This is a genomic window from Sorangium sp. So ce296 (genome assembly GCF_051529605.1).
GTDB classification, from domain to species: domain Bacteria; phylum Myxococcota_A; class Polyangia; order Polyangiales; family Polyangiaceae; genus Sorangium; species Sorangium cellulosum_D.
The window spans coordinates 7,796,507-7,814,135 of the sequence record NZ_CP150325.1 but is presented as its reverse complement, the minus strand read 5'-3'; the positions used below and the strand labels follow the sequence as shown (position 1 = coordinate 7,814,135).

Here is a 17,629-nt window from a genome sequence, read left to right as displayed (position 1 = left end):
GTCATTTCCCGGAGTAGAACGCGATCGCGTGCGGGACGGGCCGGTCGGCCGCGATCCGGGTCGCGCCGTCGACGATCAGCGACGTGCTGCCGCTGCCATCGAGCATCGCCATCTCGTGCGCTCCGAACGCGCTGAGCCTGCTGGCGGCCACGGCCTGCGTGGCCCGCCTCGTCGACAGCACGAGGATGGTCTCGAGGTCGCCGTCGCCATTGTCGTCGCGCACGCCGACCATGGTGCGCTGGATGCTCGCGTATTTGTTCTTGTCCGCGGCGACGTCGAGCGCGCCTACCACGTCCGGCGAGCCGAACGAGGAGCGATCGTACGTGCCGATCCACGCGCGGCTCATCGGATTGTTGAACGTGAACAGCTTGACGTTGAAGCTCTCGGGCGCTGGCCCTCCGGGCGCGGCGTATCCATACGAAATATGGGAGCCGTCCTTCTTCAGCCCGAAGGCGATCCCCGTGGGGTAGGTGAACGCTCCGAAAGTGCCGCTGACGACCACCCGGAGCTTCCGGGTCGAGGTCTCGTGGCTCCTCGCGTCGGTCCAGTACGCCGTGTACGAGTTCCTCTGGACCAGCAGGTAGTCGGGATCTCCCCCGCTCACCGCGCCGGTGATGTTCCGCGCCGTCGCCTGCCGGAGATCCACGATCGTCACCCATTCGTCTGCGTCGTTCCTCTTGAAGACGCGCACCCCGGAGCTCGGAGCGCTCAGGGCGACCTCGCTGTAGCCGGCGGGGACAGGGACGAGCGCCTCTGAGGCCACGTCGCTCTCACCCCCCGCGCCCGCCGCCTCACCCTCGACGACGCCGTCGTCGGCCGCACCGCAGCCGGCCAGCACGCCGGGCAGCCAGGCTAGCCCTGCGAAGATCCGGACCAGAATCGACGCGCGACCGTCGCTGTCTAGCACGCGCATACCATCGTTGTTCATCGTCTTATCCTCCGTCGAAATTCGCGTTGAAATCCGTGTTCGGCGAGTCGCCACAGCATCGAGGGATCGGCTCTAGAGGCCGACGATCAGGAAATCGTCCACGGCGACCTTCCGGCCGCTCTCGCCGGTGTTGCTCGCGACCTCCAGGGAGTACGCGGCGCCTGCCGCGAGCGCCGCGGCGCCGACGAGCACCCAAGCGTCGTAGCGGATGTTCTGGTTGACCGCGCCGCTGATGACCGCGACGTTCGACGGATTGTACAGCTTGACAGGCGCCGCCGTGCTGGTCGCGTGGTTCCAGGGGACAAAGGCCCAGAGCTGGTAGTTCCGCGAGGAAGACGGTATGACGGTGTACCGCGCGTAGCTCGTCTTCGATGACGTCGGGGTGGTGACCGCATAGCGGAGATCGTCTTCGTCCCCGACGCCCGACACGCTGGTCCAGGACCCGGAGAACGTGAATGCGTCCTCGTCCACCCACGTGATGGCCGCGTAGGACCGGTGCGCGCCGATGAACGGGAAGGGATCCTGGTACCAGTCGCCGACGTTCGCTTGCGACGACGTGTTGTAGTAGTCGGCGCTGGTCGCGTTCGGGTGATCTTGCTCTCGGATCTCGAAATGCAGGTGGCACGACTTCGCTCCGACCCGACCGACGTACCCGAGCGAGGCGCCCTTCGCCACGGCAGCGCCGGTGGAGTAGAGGATGGCCGACGCGTGGCCGTACTGGTGCGTCCATGTGCGCAGCGCATAAGCGCTCTGGACGGTGGCCGAGCCCCAGTTCGCAGGGCTCGAGTCGGTCACGCATCCGCTCGCCGCTGCGACGAAGGGCAGACCGCAATCGGAGTCCCCGCCGCCGGGGCCGTTGATGTCGAGCCCCGGGTGGTAACCGCCGGTCGAGTCCGGGGACTCCATGAAGGTGTACCCGGAGTGATCGTTCGCCAAGGGGATCATGAAGCCATCCGACGCCACCGGGACCACGCAAGCGGCCGCGGAGGCCTCGCGCTCGACCGCCGTCCGCGCGCGCTCACCTCGCAGGAGCGTCGCGCGCCGGACCGACCGAGCGAGCGCGTCGTCCTCCGCGCTCAGCGTGAAGCGGAGCCCCGAGAGGCCGGCGAGCTCGGTGGCGACGGAAGCGGCCCTCGGCGGCGGGAGGCCCCGGCTGGCCAGGGCACAGGGCGCTCCCTCGACGCAGCCGCCCTCGTGCAGCAGCTCGGGGAGCGAGCTCGTGGGCAGCGCGCCGTCGGCCATCGCGTCGAACGCGATCGCGCTCGCGAGGGCGAGCTCCGCGTCTCGGTGGTCCGGGTACCGCCGGACCAGCTCGCGCAGCACGGCGGCGGCGCCGGCAGGGTCGCCAGCGCCGAGGTGCACGCGGGAGATCTGCCGCAGCGCCACGAGCCCGATGGGGTGCTGCTGCCCGGCGACCTGCACCCCGTGCTCGTCGAACGCCGCGCCGTACGCATCGAGGGCGCGCGCGGTGTCCCCCTCGATGGCCGCGGTGTCGCCGTCCCACACGTGCATCAGGCCTGCGCGATCGGGTTGCTCCGCCCGAACGCGCGCGGTCACGGCGCGCGCGGCGTCGAAATCGCCGAGCATGCGGTGGAGGGCGGTGAGGCCCGACACGCCGGCCCAAGCGTACCAGGCGCTGGGAGAGCGCCCGAGCGCCTCGTAGCACCGGAGGGCCAGCTCGATTTCGCCGCGCTCCTCAGCGTCGACGGCAGCGGCGAGCAGGGCGTCGTCGGACAGCGACGAACGGGCGCTGTCCGGCGGCTCCTTGGAGCCATCGAGCAGATCCGGCCCCTCGGCGCCGCAGCCCGTGATGACGAACAGCAACGCGAGGGAGAGCGAGCGAGAGGGGATCGATTTCATGGCCTGAACTCCTTCCATTCCGGCGCTCGAGCCTGTGCCCGCTGCGGGCATCGGGTTCACCGGATCGGAACAGCGGAGAGCGTCGCCGCGCGCGCGGGGGGCATCCCCGCCATCAGCGCGTCGCTCCTGCCATGAATGCCACGGACGTCGATATCCCTCACGCGATCTTTGGGTATCGCGCGGGGCGAGAGGTCAGCGCAGCTCGACGTCTTCCGGCAGCAGCTCGGCGAGCTGGTCCCAGGAAGGCATGATGTTGCGCGCTTCGTCCGGCTGCCCCGGCAGACGCAACGCTCCGTGCAGCGAGAGGACGCCGTCGCGGACGACCAGGCCGGTCACGTAGATCTGCTGGAAGGGATCGTGGTTCGGATGTCCGCGCCGGCCAGAGCTGAATACGATCCAGTAATACGTCTTTCCCTGGTGCCGTCGCGCCTCTTTCGCGAAACGGGCCCAGCTGTTCCTGACCCCCGGGCTCAGGCAGCCCGAGCAGGCCGGGGGGTCATTGGCGGATAGCCGCACGGGCGCGCCGCCTCCGGCCGGGATGACGTAGATCTCCGCGTCGGGCGGGCTGTGCGTGCTGCGCGGGCTCGCCGTGCGGGTGAAGGCGATGAGCTCGTCGTCGGGAGAGAAAGCGGGATAGTACTCGTTGAAGGCCGGCTCCGCGGCCCCCGGGACCGGCATCGCCCGGGGCGACCGCGGGTCGCGGTAGGGAATGGAGTACAGGTCGGTATGGACGACCTCCTCGACGTCGCTCTCGGGATCGTCGCGCCACGACGCGTACACGACCCGCGCGCCGTCGTGGCTGAACGCCGGCATCACGGCGGCCGGCGCGGGATCGCCGGTGCGCGCGAGCGGTTCGTAAGCGATACCTGGGCTCCTGGAGACCGCGTCGAGGTTGAACCAGGCGAGCTGGCGCAGCGCCCGGTCGTTCCTGTCGACCCCTGCGCCGATGACGCCGATCGCGACGCGGTCGCCGCCGGCCCAGTGCGCCGGAGAGAAGGCCAGGAAATCGCCGGCGAGGCGGGTGACGATGCTGGCGCCGGGCAAAGAGGGGAAGCTCCCGCCGGGCTCACCCGAGCTCGTGCTCGGCAGGGCGAGGATCTCGTTCCGCCACGGCTCGTCCCGGGCAGCGAAGGACGCGTCGCCCGGCGGGATGGCGTAGCGCACGACCATGGCGCCGATGCCACGACCATCGGGGGTGACCTCATGGCAGCCGATGCACCGGATGGCGGGCGAGGTGGTGCCTCCGCGCTCGGACCCGGGGATCAGGTCGACGGACGGATTCCCGCCAGATGCGACCGCCACGCCGTGGATCGCGGCGTTCTGCCGGTCCGGATCGGAGCTCGTGAAGAGAATGCGACCGCCGGCCTCGACCGGAGCGATCGTGAACGTGGCGGTCGAGCCGCGCGCCGGCGGCCCCGCGAGGTGCTCGCCATCAAGGGTGGCGCCGCGGACCGAGACCACCACGGGGTGGTCGCGGAGCATCGCGGTCATCCTCGTCCATACGTCGCGAGGCACCCTCGGGCGACGGCTCGGGGTGTACAGGACGAGCTCGTTCGCAGCGGCCTCCGCGTGCAGCCGGATCTCGAAGAGGTCCTGCGACGCCGGAGCGACGAGCTCGATCTCGAGCGGGGCCCAGTCGAGCGGCACAAGCGCACCCGGCTCGGGGCTCAGCAGGCAGGGGCCGCCGTCCGGGAGCCCGCTGTCCGGTGGACCGAACAGGTCCGGCGCGCTGCCCGGGGCGCCGGGGAGGAGCACCGGTGCGGCAGGGAACACGCCCGCAGGATCCGCGGGAGGACCGCCGGGGCTCGCGGGATCCAGCGTGGAGCCCTCGGCGCAGCCGGCGGCGACCGGAGCCAGCGCGGCGAGCGTCAAGGCCACGCGCAAGCGGGAGGCGTGCATGGGCAGAGCTCCTCGTTGCTTGGGGTCACGGGCATGGGAACTCGGGTGGACAGGTGCCGACCTCGGGACAGGCGCCCGTCTCGGGGATGCAGTTGCGCACGAGGGGGATCGCCGACGAGGCTCGCAGCGACTCGTAACCTGGAACAGACTCGGCGACCCAGAAGATCTTCTCCAGGCCCTCGCACCAGCAAGGGTCATAAGGACAGATGGACAGGTCGAGGTAATGCGTCTTTGCGTCGAGGACGCCGTGCTGCACCTCCTTGGGGACATTGGCGACATCGGCCTGGCACTGGGAGTCGCCCTCGACGGCAGAGCCGACGTACAACGTGAGCTGCACACCGGGATCCAGCGCCGCGCCGTCGGCTCGCCGCACGTAGACCCGGAGCAGGTTGCCGAGCCGCTGCGAGGCGATGGACAGGCCTACCGGGTCGCCGGGATCGCTGCTGCACCCCGCAGGGCCGAACCCCTCGCCTGGTGCCGCCGGATCGTACTCGTGGACCAGGATGGAGAACTGGGACTCTTCCGTGCACGCGCCAGCAGGACCGGAGAGCGCCCCGCCCTGACCGCGCGTGCCGTCGTCCAGCGCCTGCCCTGCCCCCGTCCCTGACGCGGACCCGCCCGCGCCGCCCTGACCTGGTCCAGCCGGCCCGGGCAAGATGCCGAGCGTCTGAGGCCCGTCGCACGAGAGGACGGCGAGCAGCAGCGCAGCCTCCGCCGCGCGGCCGCGCCGCCCCCCTCCCCGCTCCTGAATCCGTCGGTGGTCGATAGATCTCATGGTTTCCCCCTGACGTCGCGTCCGGCGATCCTCCGGATATCCGCCGCAGAATGGCTGTCCGGATAGCGACGCAAGAATCGCTTGGCGCGGAGCCTGGCGTCGTCCTCCAGGCCGATCTCGACGAGAGCGTGGATTGCAATCACCTCCCGCTCTTCGGCGAGCGCGCCGCTCGGGAAGCGTTGCTGGCCTTCCTCCACCATGAACAGCGCTTGCTCCGGGTCCCGCGCCAGGAGCGCGTGAGCTCGCGCAAGGTGAGCGATCTCCTCCGCGAGGGGGTTCGGCGCCGGCCGCGATGCCGTCGCGGTCGCCTCGGGCGGCGGCGCGGCGGGCTCCGGCGCAGCGGGCTGCCGCGCGGCGGCGGCGACCCCGGACGAAGCGGCGGACGCCGCGGCGCCCGGCGAGCCCGCGGCGGGCGCCCTCGGCGCGGCGCGGCGCACGGGAGGACGCGCAGGGGCAGCCGCGGCAGGGCCGGGCCAACCGAACCGACCGTCTCCGGGCGCCACGCCATCCTCCATCACGAGGCGAGGCCCCGCTGCCGGCGAGGTCGGCGTGGGCCTGGCCGCAGCGCGCGCCTCCAGCGCCGCGGCGTACGCGGCCAGCCCGTTCCTCGCGGCCGGCGGACGCGCGTCGTCCCGCCCGAGCCAGAACGCGGCGCCGCCGAGGCACGCCGCCGTCACGGCGGCGAGCAGCATCTTCGCGCCGACGCCCAGGACCACCTTGACCGGCGCGCCGCCCGCCGCGGCCGCGCTGGGCGCCGGCGGCGCGCCGGGCGGCCCTGCCTTGATGGCCGCTTGCAGCTTCGCGAGCCCGATCTGGACGTCGTAGTTCACCCAGGGCGCGGACACCGCGCGCTCCATGGCGCTTCGCAGGGCATCGGGGGTGGACGGATCGTCCACCAACCGGGTGGGCTCGCTCGTCATCCCGCCCTCCTCTCGAGCGCCGAGAGCGGCCGGGGCGCGTGCGGCGTCGTCTCCGCGCGCTCGAATGCCTCCTTCACCTTGCGCCGGGCCGTGTGGAGCCGCGAGTCCACGGTGCCCACCGGGATGTCCAGCGCCTGAGCGATGGCCTCCCGGGGCTCGCCCTCCAGCTCGTACATCACGAAGACGGCGCGATGCGCGAAGTCGAGCACGTCCAGAGCGGCCGCGAGTCGCCGCAGATCCTGGACGGCCACGGCGGCTTCGAGCGGGGTCGCGTCATCGGAGACCGCCGACGCGATGACGGTCTCGCTGCCGGTGACACCGCCGCGCCGCCGCGCCTTGCGGGCGCCTTGCGCGACCCGCACCGCGATGGTGCCCAGCCAGGTGGTCGGGCGCGCCGGGCCCGGTCTGTACCCGCCGTGCGCATGGACCACGAGAAAAACTTCCTGGACGAGGTCTGCGATGTCCTGAGGATCGGCCCCGAGTCGCGCAAGGAAGCGCGCCACGAAGTAGGCGTGCTCCTGGAAGAGCGCCTCGGTGCTGATGGGTACCTCCGGTTGTTCCATCGAACCGGACATGGATGGCGGGTCGATCCCAAACCTTCACCAGAAATTGACCGAAGCCCCCAGGTTGACGGCCAGCCCGGCCACCGCGGCTCGCCATTCCAGCGGAGGCATCTTGGGGTCATCTCGCTGCACACGAAAATACGGGGAGTGGAGGCTGGCGAGCCCATCTACAGAGGCATCCATGTTGAGCGGACCGAGCAGTTGCACCTGCGCTCCAATGCGAGCGGCGAGCGCGATCCAGCTGTGGCTCGCCGCTCGGTGCTCTGGCAAACCGCGGTTCTCGGCGTGGACTCGCCCGGCCACGCCGCCGACGCACCCTCGGAGGCGGACAGCGGACACCGAACGACCGAGGCAGCCATCGACGCGGCCGGCGACGAGCTGGAGCGCCGAGGGCCCCGCCGAGGGGTCGGCGAACAAGGAAGCGAACGTCGTCGGCGTCCACATCCCCGAGATCCGGACGGAATAGGTAGCCGCCAGTGTGAGATCGACGGCGGGCGACAGCACGAACGCCGCCCGCGATAGCGGGCCGATGAGCATGCCGCCCTCCAGCGATGCTCCAGCGTCGATGGGCAGTCGCCTGTCCGGGGCGGATGACGGGCCCGAGGCATCCCTCGGGGGGGCCGGCCGCTGCGCGGGCGCTGCCTCGCCGGGCGGGAGCCTCCTCAGGTGGACGGCCATAGGCGCCACCACGGCCTCGATGCGCTCTTCACAAGGCGCTTCACGGTCCACGTGAAGCGCGCGTGGCTGTCGCGGCCCCCGGCCGCCCTGCGAGACGAAGAAGCTCACGCTCTCTTCCGTCTCGGTGACCTGGATGAGAATCCGGCCATCCACGTCCGACCTGCCGAGATGCGCCCTGAGCCGGGCCGCGATGGCCTGGCGCTCGAGACACCGGCCGCTCGTCACATCGAGGACGTCCTCGATGGGCCGCATCGGTGCTGGTGCAGCATGCGCCACCGGCGACGCGACAACGGACGTCATCAGCGCCGCAGCCGCGCATCTGCCGCGAACCGCAGAGCTCGGTCGCATCTTCATCGTCCATGGCGTCGTCATCGAAACCACTCCTCGGCAATCGGCGTGCACCGACGCGGTCGTCGATAAGGCCGCTCCATACCCGATCGCTCCCCGATTCGCATCCAGCCCGCACAGGAGCGCGCCTCGCGCCACGCCCTCGGCATGGCGGCGCGGAAACACCGAGGCGGCTCGGGAGGCGCCCGGGCTGCTCCCGCAGGTTCCGGCCAAGACGGACGCGCGACAGCGCGACGACGCGACCGACGGACATCGTTGGAACTCGGCCCGCCAAGGGCGACTGAGGTAGTGTTGCTGGCCGCCGTGACGAGCTCCCAGCCCATCGCTGCCGCGAAGAGGGATCATGGATCGTTCCGTCTACATCACCAGCACTGGCGCTTTCTTGCCTGGCAAGCCGGTCCCCAACGACGAGATGGAGCAGTACATCGGCAAGATCGACGACAGGCGCTCCAGGCTCGGGCGCTTCGTCCTCCGGCAGAACGGCATCAAGACACGTCATTACGCGGTGACGCCGGACGGGGCGCACCTCCACACCAGCGCGGACATGGCGGCTCGCGCGATCCGGGACGCGCTCTCCCGCAGCGAGATCGCCGCGGAGAGGCTCTCGTTCCTGGCGGCGGCCACCACGCAGGGCGACCTCCTCGTCCCCGGCTTCGCCAGCGCGGTCCACGGCGAGCTCGGCCTGCGGCCCATGGAGATCGCCAGCTTCCAGAGCGTCTGTGCCAGCAGCATGATGGCGTTCAAGTCCGCCTACCTCCAGCTCAAGGCGGGCGAGCACGACTGCGGCGTGGCCTGCGCCGCCGAGCTCTCCAGCCGCTTCTTCCGGCCCGGCTTCTACGCCGGTCGGGCGCAGGAAGGCGAGGGATCCTCCGCCTTGATGGAGACCGAGTTCCTCCGCTGGACCCTCTCCGACGGGGCCGGCGCCTGGCTCCTGGAGACCCGGCCGAACGAAGGGCGCCGCTCGCTGAGGGTGGACTGGATCGATCTCTGCTCCTACGCCGACCGCTTCGACCCCTGCATGTACGCGGGGACCTCCAGGAACCGAGCGGGCGAGAGGAAGCCCTGGAGTCACTACGACAGCCCCGCGCTCGCGGCGCAGGAGGGCGCCGTCGTCCTCAAGCAGGACTTCGAGCTGCTCTACCGCATGTTCCCCGTCTGGGCGAAGCACTACCTCGAGCTCGTGGATCGGCGGCGGCTGAGGCCCGGGGCCATCGACCACTTCCTCGCGCACTACTCGTCCCACTCTCTCCGCGGAGAGATGGTCAAGCTGCTCGCGAAGACCGGCGCGATGGTGCCCGAAGCTCGCTGGTTCACGAACCTCTATTCCCAGGGGAACACGGGGGCCGCATCCATCCTCCTCATGCTGCACCAGCTGATCGAGGAGCGGGATCTGCAGCCGGGCCAGCAGGTCCTCGGCTTCGTCCCGGAGAGCGGCCGCTGCGTCATCGCCTTCATGCTGCTCACCGTCGTCTGACCCGCCGTCATCCCCAGGGAGGTTCAGGATGCTTCCGGAAACCACGTCGCCTCGAGACGAAGATTCACCGCGGGCCGTGCTGCGCGCGCTGTCGTCCATCTGGCTGGATTTCGAGTCCCAGGTGCATCACATCCCGATCGTGCGGCGCGTGATCGAGCGTCGGATTCGCCTGGCCGATTACCACGAGCTCCTCTTGAACCACCGGGCGCAGGTCATGAACGGGGCGCTCTGGATCGCGCGCGCCGCCTCCAACATCGGCCACGAGTTCGCCGAGCTGCGCTCGCGCTTCATCCGCCACGCGGCCGCGGAGCACCGCGATTACCTGATGCTGGAGCAGGACTACCTGGAGAGCGGCGGCGACCCGGCCGGGCTCGCGCGGCACGAGCTGAACATCGGCAGCGAGGCCCTGTCGGCCTGGATCTTCCATCGGGCCGATCAGCCGAACCCGTTCGATCTCCTCGGCGCCATGTACATCATCGAGGGCCTCGGCAAGCGGGTCGCGGCCCAGTGGGCCGAGCACGTGCGGTCCGCGCTTCGCCTGGAGGCGCAGGCCGTCAGCTTCTACCTCTATCACGCGAAGGCCGACGAAGATCACCTGGGCGAGCTGGAGGAGGCGCTCCGCTCTGGCATCTTGGACCTCCCGCGGATGGCGCCGAGGATCCTCAAGACCGCCCGGGTCACCGCGCGGCTCTACCGCCTCCAGCTCGAGGAGATCGGGAGTTACTGACATGGATTTTCAGGACTTTTTCAGGAAGATGAAGCACGACCCCAGCGATCCCGATCCGTGGCTCGCCTTGTACCTGGACCGGTCGTTGCCGATCGACGACAAGGCCAAGGCCGCCCTCCTGAAGAGCCAGCGCAGCTTCACGCGCAGGGTCGTGATGCCGATCGTCAGGCCGTTCGCCCGCCTGTCGATCTCCGGGATCAAGCTCATGAAGGTCCTCGCCCCGGCGAGCTGGCAATCTCCGTGGCTCTTGCATCGGTCCATTTACTGGGGCTTGAGGCTCTTCGTCGCCCCGGAGGCCAATTATCTCATCCTGCGCCACTTCACGATCGGCACGGAGATCTTGAAGTTCATCGAGGACAACGTCCCGGGCATCGACATCGAGACGACCACGCCGCTGAGGACCAGGAGGCTGGAGGACCTGCTGGACAACACGTTCACGGTCCATGACCTGACGTTCTACAACTTCATCATCGAGCTGAACGAGAAGCTCCGCGCAGAGGGGCGTGAGATCGAGCCCCGGAGCGAGATCGACTACTCTGCCATCACCGATGACGACGCGAGCCTGGACGACCTCCCGAACACCTGGCTGAACGTCGTCGACCTGCAGACCGCCATCGAGCTCTACACGCCGCTCTACGCGCTGTTCCTGTCTGACCACCATTTCTGGCGGGCGAGCAACTCGCTGCAGCTGGACGAGATCATCGCGCTCTACGTCGGCAAGATCCTGAACGACCCGCTGCCTGTCGCCTTGGTCCACAACCATCATCCCATGGTGCCCAGATCGACGCTGGAGGCTGGCTTTCGGTTGACGCTGCATGGCCTCGACTCGGAGACCCTGCACGGACACCTGAAGAAGCTGAAGGCAGAAGCGAAGAGCGCGGCGGCCCGGGGATCCGCCGCGCCGTGACGCTCTCCTGAACCCTCCTCCTGAAGCCGGTCCGCCCTGCTGGCGGGCCAGGGACCATCCCGCGCAGTCCGGCCGGCGGCAGCCGCCCGCCGCCGCCGCGACCCGTGTCGCCGCCGCCCCGCCGCCGCGCGCTGCGCTCGCCAGCGCAGCGGCAGGGAGGCTGGGAGTCTGGACGGCTCCTCCTTCATGCGTAAGAGAAAGAGCGTACGCAGGTCCGAGAGACGTTTATCCATAAAATGCCCCCTCGCCATTCAATTCGCTCTGGCGCCTCGGAGACGCATCGCCGAGGAGGTTTTCGCCTGCGTCTCGGGCCCTGCGAGCGAGGTGATCCGCGAGATGCCGAAGCCGCCGACCGAGCGAGAGCCGGCCCGCGCGCCCCGCGCATCGCGGCGGAAGGAGGTGCGTCGTGAAAACAGGCGGACACGCTGGCGGGTCACGTCGCCTTGGCCCTGCCGCCGCGTTGTTGACGAGCTACTTCCTCCTGGCTTTGTTGGGTCTCCAGTGGGCGACGGTCCGCGGCGCCGCCTCCCCGGTGTTTCCCGCCGCGGGGGTCGCGCTCGCCGGGCTCCTCCTCGGGGGCTCGCGGCTGTGGCCGGCGGTGTTCGTCGGGACGATGGCCGCGTTCCTCCTGGAAGCGCCGTCCCTCCCGCTGTGGGCCAAGGCCGCCTTTGCGTCCGGGAACACGCTGGCAGCCCTGGGCGGCGCATGGGCGCTGCGCCGCGCTCGCCTGCGGCCGGCGCTCACGCGCCTGACCGACGTGCTCGTCGTCAGCGCCGTCGCCCTGGGCAGCTCGGCCATCGCCGCCACTGCAGGGACGTTCGCGCTGGCCGGCGCGTTCGACCAGGGCTCCGGGCAGGCGCTCGCGACATGGTTCACCTGGTGGGTCGGCGACGTGACGGGGGTGATCGTGGTGACGCCCCTCGTGCTGAGCTGGGCGCGTGGCGAGCCGGTCGGCCGGGACCGGGGGCGATGGCTGCACCTCGCGCTGTGCACGGCGGCTGCCTGGGCCCTGGCCTTGCTGAGCTTCGGGCCTGGATCCTCCCGCATGGTCCGCCCATGGCTGACCTTTCCCGCCCTGACCTGGGCCGCATTGACGTGGGGCGTCCGTGGCGCGGCGACGGCGATGCTCCCGGTCGCGGTCGTCGCGATCCAGGCCACGACCGACGGGCACGGGCCGTTCGGCACCCCCGAGGGGCTCCAGTTCGCGCTGCTCCAGCAGTTCATCGGCGCTACCACCATGACCACGCTGGTGCTGGCCGTCGTCGCCGACGAGCGACGCAACAGCGAGGCGTTGCGCAGGAACGAGGAGCGGCTGCGGCGAGCCAGCCGCGCCGGCCGGATCGGCCTGTGGGAATTCAACATCGACAGCGGAGCCGCAGCCTGGACGCCCGAGGCGCGGGCGCTCTTCGAGGGGCGCCGTCCGGGGAGCGGCCGGGTGGACTACGCGCGCTGGCTCGAGACCATCCATCCCGACGACCGCGCGGCCGTCGTCCGCACGGTCGACCAGGCGATAGAGCAGGCGCGATCCCGGCTGTCCGAAGCCCATTACAAGGATGAGTACCGCGTCCTGCACGCCGACGGCACCGTCCTGTGGGTGGCGTCGACCGGCGCCTTCGAGCGCGCGGGGAACGAGCTCGTGATGCTCGGGGTCGTCCGGGATATCACCGAGCGCAAGCACGCCGAGGAGGCGCTGCAGGAGAACGAGGCGCGGCTGCGGCTGGCGCTGCGCGCCAGTCAGACCGGCGTGTGGGAGTGGGATCTCGTCACCGGCCGCGTCGTCTGGTCCGACGAGGTGTGCGGCATCTTCGGCATCCCGCCTGGCACGTTCGAGGGGACGCTCGAGGCGTTCGAGCGGAGGATTTACCCCGACGACCGGACGCGGGTCCGGGCGGAGGCGCAAACGGCCATGAGGGGGCGGGCCGGCTATGCGATCGAGTTCCGCATCGTCCGCCCCGACGGGCAGATCCGCTGGGTCACGGACTTCGGCACCGTCGAGCACGACGAGGCCGGACAGCCTCGTTCCATGATCGGCATGGTCACCGACATCACGGAGAAGCGAGCGGCCGCGGACGCGATGCGCGAGAGCGAGGAGCGATTCCGCAACATCGCCGACAACTCCCCCGTGATCATCTGGGTGACCGGGCCCGACGGCTGCTGCACCTACGTCAACAAGGTCTGGTCCGACTTCACGGGGCAGGCTCAGGCCGCCGGCCTCGGGTTCGGTTGGCTCGCCACGCTTCATCCGGAGGACGCCGAGCGCGCGGCGAGCATCTTCCGCGCCGCCAATGGCAGGCGGGAGCCGTTCCGCCTCGACTACCGCCTCCGCCGCCGTGACGGGCAGTACCGGTGGTGCATCGACGCGGCGGCCCCGCGGTTCAGCCCGAGCGGCGAGTTTCTTGGTTATATCGGCTCGGTGATCGATATCACCGACCGCAAGCAGGCCGAGGAGGAGCGGACGCGCCTGCTCGAGGTGGAGCAGGCCGCGCGCAGCGAGGCGGAGCGGGCGAACCGGCTGAAGGACGAGTTCCTCTCGACGGTCAGCCACGAGCTGCGCACCCCGCTCACCTCCATCCTCGGCTGGTCGCACCTCCTGCGCCGTCGGTCGAGCTGCGAGGACGAGGACCTCTGCAAGGGGCTCGCGGTCATCGACCGCAACGCCCGCGCGCAGGCCCAGCTCATCGAGGACCTGCTCGACATGGGCCGCATCACGTCTGGCAAGCTCCGTCTGGACGTGCAGCCTCTCGACCTGCACGACGTGGTCAGCGCGGCCGTCTCGTCCGCCGCGCCCTCGGCGGAGGCGAAGCGGATCCAGCTCGAGCAGATCTCGAGCCCCGCCGTGGGCGTGACGCGCGGCGATCCGAGCCGGCTGCAACAGGTGGTGTGGAACCTCCTGAGCAATGCCATCAAGTTCACCCCGGAGGGCGGGAGTGTGCAGGTGAAGGTCTCCCGCGCCGGCGATCACGTCGAAATCACCGTCTCGGACACCGGGGAAGGCATCAAGCCCGAGTTCCTCCCCCACGTCTTCGAGCGCTTCCGCCAGGCCGACGCCTCGACGACTCGGCGGCACGGCGGGCTGGGCCTGGGGCTCGCCATCGTGAAGCACCTGGTCGAGCTCCACGGCGGCGCCGTGCGGGCGACGAGCGCTGGCGTGGGAGAGGGCGCGACCTTCACCGTGGAGCTCCCGCTCGGCGTCGCCCACGCCTCGGCGGACGGCGCCACGGACGCGCGGGAGGTCGATGCTGGGCGAGCGTCGATGACCTCTGCGAGCTCTCCGACCTGAGCGGCATCTCGGTGCTCTTCGTGGACGATGCCCGAGCCCACGAGCAGACCGCGCCGCCTCAGCTCCTCACGCTGCGACCCGTGACAAGTCACGGTGCGACCCGTGACAAGTCACGGTGCAACCCGTGACAAGTCACGGTGCAACCCGTGACAGGTCACGGCGAATCGGGCCTGCATTTCCATCTCGTCCGTGCCTTTTCCGCACGGAGCGTGATGTCCGGACGACCCAGGCCATTGCTGAAGCTGGCACGGGACGTGCGACGACCTCCGGGCAGCGCTCGAGGACGACCGTCGTTCCCAACGACCACGAGGCCTCGGGCCTCCGCGCATCGGTCCTCCGGACGATGAGCGCCCCGGCAGAGCTGGCAGCCAGCGCGCAGGCGACACGGCTGCCACGAGCCCGCGCCGCGCCGATCGTTCGTCCACGCTCTTGCGGATCTTCGAAGCCGAGCTCGAACCGATACAAGGAGCTCGCCAGCTCCGGCCATGGGGGCCCGAGCGGCACGGTCCAGGCTGCAGAAGTAAGGATGGAATTGACGGGATGAGTCAGCTGGTCAAGCATGAACCTGGGACAGGAACAGGGCTGCCTTCGAACCCACGGGATTCGAGCTCTCCGGGGCTGCCGGCGGAGCGCTCCAAGGGCCGATTGATAAGGAGGCTGCTCGCTGGCTGCGCGGTGATCGGGGCGCTGTTCTTCGCCTATGAGCTCGGCGCCCGGGCGACGCTTCCAGAGCGCGAGCGGCAGCACGAAGACGCTCCGAACGCCGCCCCGGGAGCGGAGGATCTCGCGCAGCACGCCCGCGCGGATGAGCGCGCCGCCGGCGCTGCCTCGCCGCCCGTCCCGCCCGTCGATCCGGGGCCGCCTTCGAGCGAGCCCGCCGAGTCGCCCAGGGGGCCATCGCCGCGCGAGCATCGCGATCGCGTCTTGCGTGAGCTCCGGGCTTCAGGCCCGGACCACCGCCTGTTCGCGCCTGCGTCGGCCGTCGTCGACGCGTGGACGAGCAAGCTCGCGAAGCTGGGGGCCGCGGGGACGTTCGAGCCGCTGGAGTGCTACGCGAAAGGCTGCTCCGTGACGGTCGTCCACGCGTCCGCGGTGAAGGCGGAGGAGGCCACCGAGGTCATCACCCGGACCGGCGAGTTCCACGGCTGGCAGGCTGGCAAGATGCGCAGCGGCTTGATCGAGCACGACGGCGATCGGGTGGAGGTCACCTGGATCCTCGACGCGCCGCCGCCGGATAGCCCCGTGCTTCCGGAGGCGCTGCCTCGGGACAACCTCGACGAGCTCGTGGAGCGCGGCTCTGGTCGATGAGGGCTGCGTCGCCGCGGCGCGGCGTGGGGCCTTGATCGGCTCGACGTCGAAGTGAACGGAGAACAGAGGAGGACAGTATGGGACACAAGGTACGAATAGGGGCGCTGGCATTCTGCGCGATCGGCCTGGTCACGGTCGGGGCGCACGCGCAGTACGTTTACACTCGAGGTCCGAACCACGTCAACATGAGCGGAACCCGCTGCCGCGCTGGGTTCAGTGATGATCAAGACGACCTGACGCACTCGGTGCAGTCGACCTCGGTCAACTGGAACGTCTCTGGGACCGTGTTCGTCGTTTGCCCGGTCACGAGGCGCGCGACCGCCTACTACGGGGATTCGCTCTCATCGAGCCTGGCGACCGAAGTGACCGCGACCGAGTTGAAGGCCGACGTCAGGGACGCCAATACGGGAGAGGCGCTGCGCTGCACACCGTTCGCGCAATCGATCGGCGGCAGCGTCGTTTGGGGCACCGCCCGCTACGCGTGCTCCACCGCCGGGGGCTGCACCAGCGCGCCGGCGGGGTCCTACACGACGCCTTCCGGCGGGACCAACACCCTCTCCTGGAGCAACCCTTTCACGTCGCAGACCTCGGTTCAGTGGGGTCTGGCCTGCGACATGCCAGGCAGCTCCAGCATCCGCTCCTACGAAGCAACGGTCTCTTCGAATTGACAGGTGAACGGCATGAAGAAGATCACGATCGCGGCGCTCGTCGCCGCAGCGCTCTCGGTGAGCCATTCGGCGCTCGCGACGCACAAAGCTTGGCTGATGAAGGACGGGGGGGCAGAGTGTACATTCGCGTACCCGCTCGCCACCGATCGGATGGATTCGAGCGGCGCGATTCTCAACTCCAGCACCTCGGCCCGCGACGTCATCTGCCCGGTGGCCTTGTCGGGCCGCTGGGGCTCGAACGGGACGCCGGCGTTCGACGCCGAGCGCTGGGCGGATGCGCTCTCTGCGATCGTCTATTTCGATCGCAGAGGAGCGGGGACGCGGACCGTGAGCTGCTACGCCGCGATGCGCGCCTCCGACAACTCGGTTTACTACAGCGCCTCGGTCTCGGACACCGGCGGCTCCGGCGTCGATCGGCTCGACCTGGCGGGGTCGACGACCGGCGGTGGCCAGTGGGCGGGCGGCACGGGCAGCGGCAACACGCTGGAGGCCCATGAGGATACCGTCGCGAAGGGCCTGGAGTTCGTGTGCTTGGTGCCCGAACAAACGGCGATCCTCGGCTACAAGGCCAAGCTCTGCCAGCTCACGGGTGACTGCACTCACGGAGGGGGCGATCCAGAGGACGACACCACGACATCGACCAGCGGCTGGAACTACGTTCAGACGAGCGGCATCGAATGTTCGGCGGCGGGCACGGAAGGTACGGTCGCGAGCGTCTATCGGAACGGGTATGGGGCCACGAACCTCGGGAGCTCTCCCGTCGATATCTTCTGCCCGATCGCTCCACCCTCGGACGACAGTCGGGAGCACAATCGCAGCGTCACAGACACGACGGTCTACTACTCGGATCTCTACAACACAAGTAGCTCGAACTTGAACTCCTGCGTGGGCGGCGCGACTTGCCCGAGCTGCCGGCTCATGTGGTACGATAGGGATGGGATCATGCAAGACACCGGCGCACTCTCGAAGATCGCCGGCGTTCGTAAGTTGCACCAGGCCGGCACGGAGCTCATCGGTAAAGAGCTACAGTTCGGGGTGATGTGCCGGACGCCGCCGGGGTTGACGATCGAAGGGATCACCTCTCTCGTGACCGTGAGCGATATCTCAGGCGGAATTTGATCGTCGTGGGTCCTGCTGTCGAAGAGGAAGCCGGAGACGAGCCCCGAGCCTACGGTTCGCTCGACAGGAGAGGTCGTATCTTCTCCGTCAAGAGTGGGACGATCTCCCGGATCTTGGGGAGCATGGGACCGACGTCGGTGAACTCGATGCCGGCCCGCTTCCTCAACATGACGAT

Annotated in this window: 14 protein-coding genes; 7 read left to right on the top strand and 7 right to left on the bottom strand. The window is 69.7% G+C overall.

What is annotated here, in order from left to right; translation table 11 throughout:
* Position 1: 1 nt before the first annotated feature.
* From WME98_RS28930 to WME98_RS28900, 7 genes are all read right to left on the bottom strand, one after another.
* The gene (locus tag WME98_RS28930) at positions 2 to 928 is read right to left on the bottom strand and encodes a hypothetical protein (protein ID WP_437944965.1); all 927 of its coding nucleotides are present in this window, start codon (positions 926 to 928) and stop codon (positions 2 to 4) included.
* 72 nt (positions 929 to 1,000) lie between these two features.
* Positions 1,001 to 2,788 carry a peptidoglycan DD-metalloendopeptidase family protein gene (locus WME98_RS28925; RefSeq protein WP_437944964.1) on the bottom strand — a complete coding sequence of 596 codons (1,788 nt, stop codon included), beginning with the start codon at positions 2,786 to 2,788 and terminating at the stop codon, positions 1,001 to 1,003.
* A gap of 192 nt (positions 2,789 to 2,980) precedes the next feature.
* The gene (locus WME98_RS28920; RefSeq protein WP_437944963.1) at positions 2,981 to 4,687 is read right to left on the bottom strand and encodes a TolB family protein; all 1,707 of its coding nucleotides are present in this window, start codon (positions 4,685 to 4,687) and stop codon (positions 2,981 to 2,983) included.
* A gap of 25 nt (positions 4,688 to 4,712) precedes the next feature.
* Entirely contained in the window at positions 4,713 to 5,462 is a 750-nt protein-coding gene (locus WME98_RS28915) for a hypothetical protein (RefSeq protein ID WP_437944962.1), read from the bottom strand.
* Complete coding sequence (locus tag WME98_RS28910) at positions 5,459 to 6,382, bottom strand: hypothetical protein (RefSeq protein ID WP_437944961.1); 924 nt, start codon at positions 6,380 to 6,382, stop codon at positions 5,459 to 5,461. The genes WME98_RS28915 and WME98_RS28910 overlap by 4 nt, the downstream gene beginning before the upstream one ends.
* On the bottom strand, positions 6,379 to 6,945 hold the full coding sequence (locus tag WME98_RS28905; protein ID WP_437944960.1) for an RNA polymerase sigma factor: 567 nt from the start codon (positions 6,943 to 6,945) through the stop codon (positions 6,379 to 6,381). Before WME98_RS28905 ends, WME98_RS28910 begins: the two co-directional genes overlap by 4 nt.
* 36 nt (positions 6,946 to 6,981) lie before the next feature.
* Positions 6,982 to 7,995 carry a hypothetical protein gene (locus WME98_RS28900; RefSeq protein WP_437944959.1) on the bottom strand — a complete coding sequence of 338 codons (1,014 nt, stop codon included), beginning with the start codon at positions 7,993 to 7,995 and terminating at the stop codon, positions 6,982 to 6,984.
* Positions 7,996 to 8,314: 319 nt separating this feature from the next.
* On the opposite strand from WME98_RS28900, the gene WME98_RS28895 reads away from it, so the two are divergent.
* The 7 genes from WME98_RS28895 to WME98_RS28865 all read left to right on the top strand — a co-directional run bounded on the left by WME98_RS28895 (position 8,315) and on the right by WME98_RS28865 (position 17,454).
* A complete protein-coding gene (locus WME98_RS28895) occupies positions 8,315 to 9,445 on the top strand; it encodes a beta-ketoacyl-ACP synthase III (RefSeq protein WP_437336026.1) in 1,131 nt (376 codons plus the stop codon).
* A gap of 76 nt (positions 9,446 to 9,521) precedes the next feature.
* Complete coding sequence (locus WME98_RS28890; RefSeq protein WP_437944958.1) at positions 9,522 to 10,172, top strand: iron-containing redox enzyme family protein; 651 nt, start codon at positions 9,522 to 9,524, stop codon at positions 10,170 to 10,172.
* A 1-nt stretch (position 10,173) separates the two neighbouring features.
* Complete coding sequence (locus tag WME98_RS28885) at positions 10,174 to 11,079, top strand: DUF6999 family protein (RefSeq protein ID WP_437944957.1); 906 nt, start codon at positions 10,174 to 10,176, stop codon at positions 11,077 to 11,079.
* A 406-nt stretch (positions 11,080 to 11,485) separates the two neighbouring features.
* Positions 11,486 to 14,359, top strand: coding sequence for a PAS domain-containing protein (locus tag WME98_RS28880; RefSeq protein ID WP_437944956.1), 2,874 nt, complete (start codon positions 11,486 to 11,488; stop codon positions 14,357 to 14,359).
* 540 nt (positions 14,360 to 14,899) lie between these two features.
* On the top strand, positions 14,900 to 15,667 hold the full coding sequence (locus WME98_RS28875; protein ID WP_437944955.1) for a hypothetical protein: 768 nt from the start codon (positions 14,900 to 14,902) through the stop codon (positions 15,665 to 15,667).
* 77 nt (positions 15,668 to 15,744) lie between these two features.
* Positions 15,745 to 16,335, top strand: coding sequence for a hypothetical protein (locus WME98_RS28870; protein ID WP_437944954.1), 591 nt, complete (start codon positions 15,745 to 15,747; stop codon positions 16,333 to 16,335).
* 12 nt (positions 16,336 to 16,347) lie between these two features.
* Entirely contained in the window at positions 16,348 to 17,454 is a 1,107-nt protein-coding gene (locus WME98_RS28865; RefSeq protein ID WP_437944953.1) for a hypothetical protein, read from the top strand.
* The last annotated feature ends 175 nt before the right edge of the window (positions 17,455 to 17,629 follow it).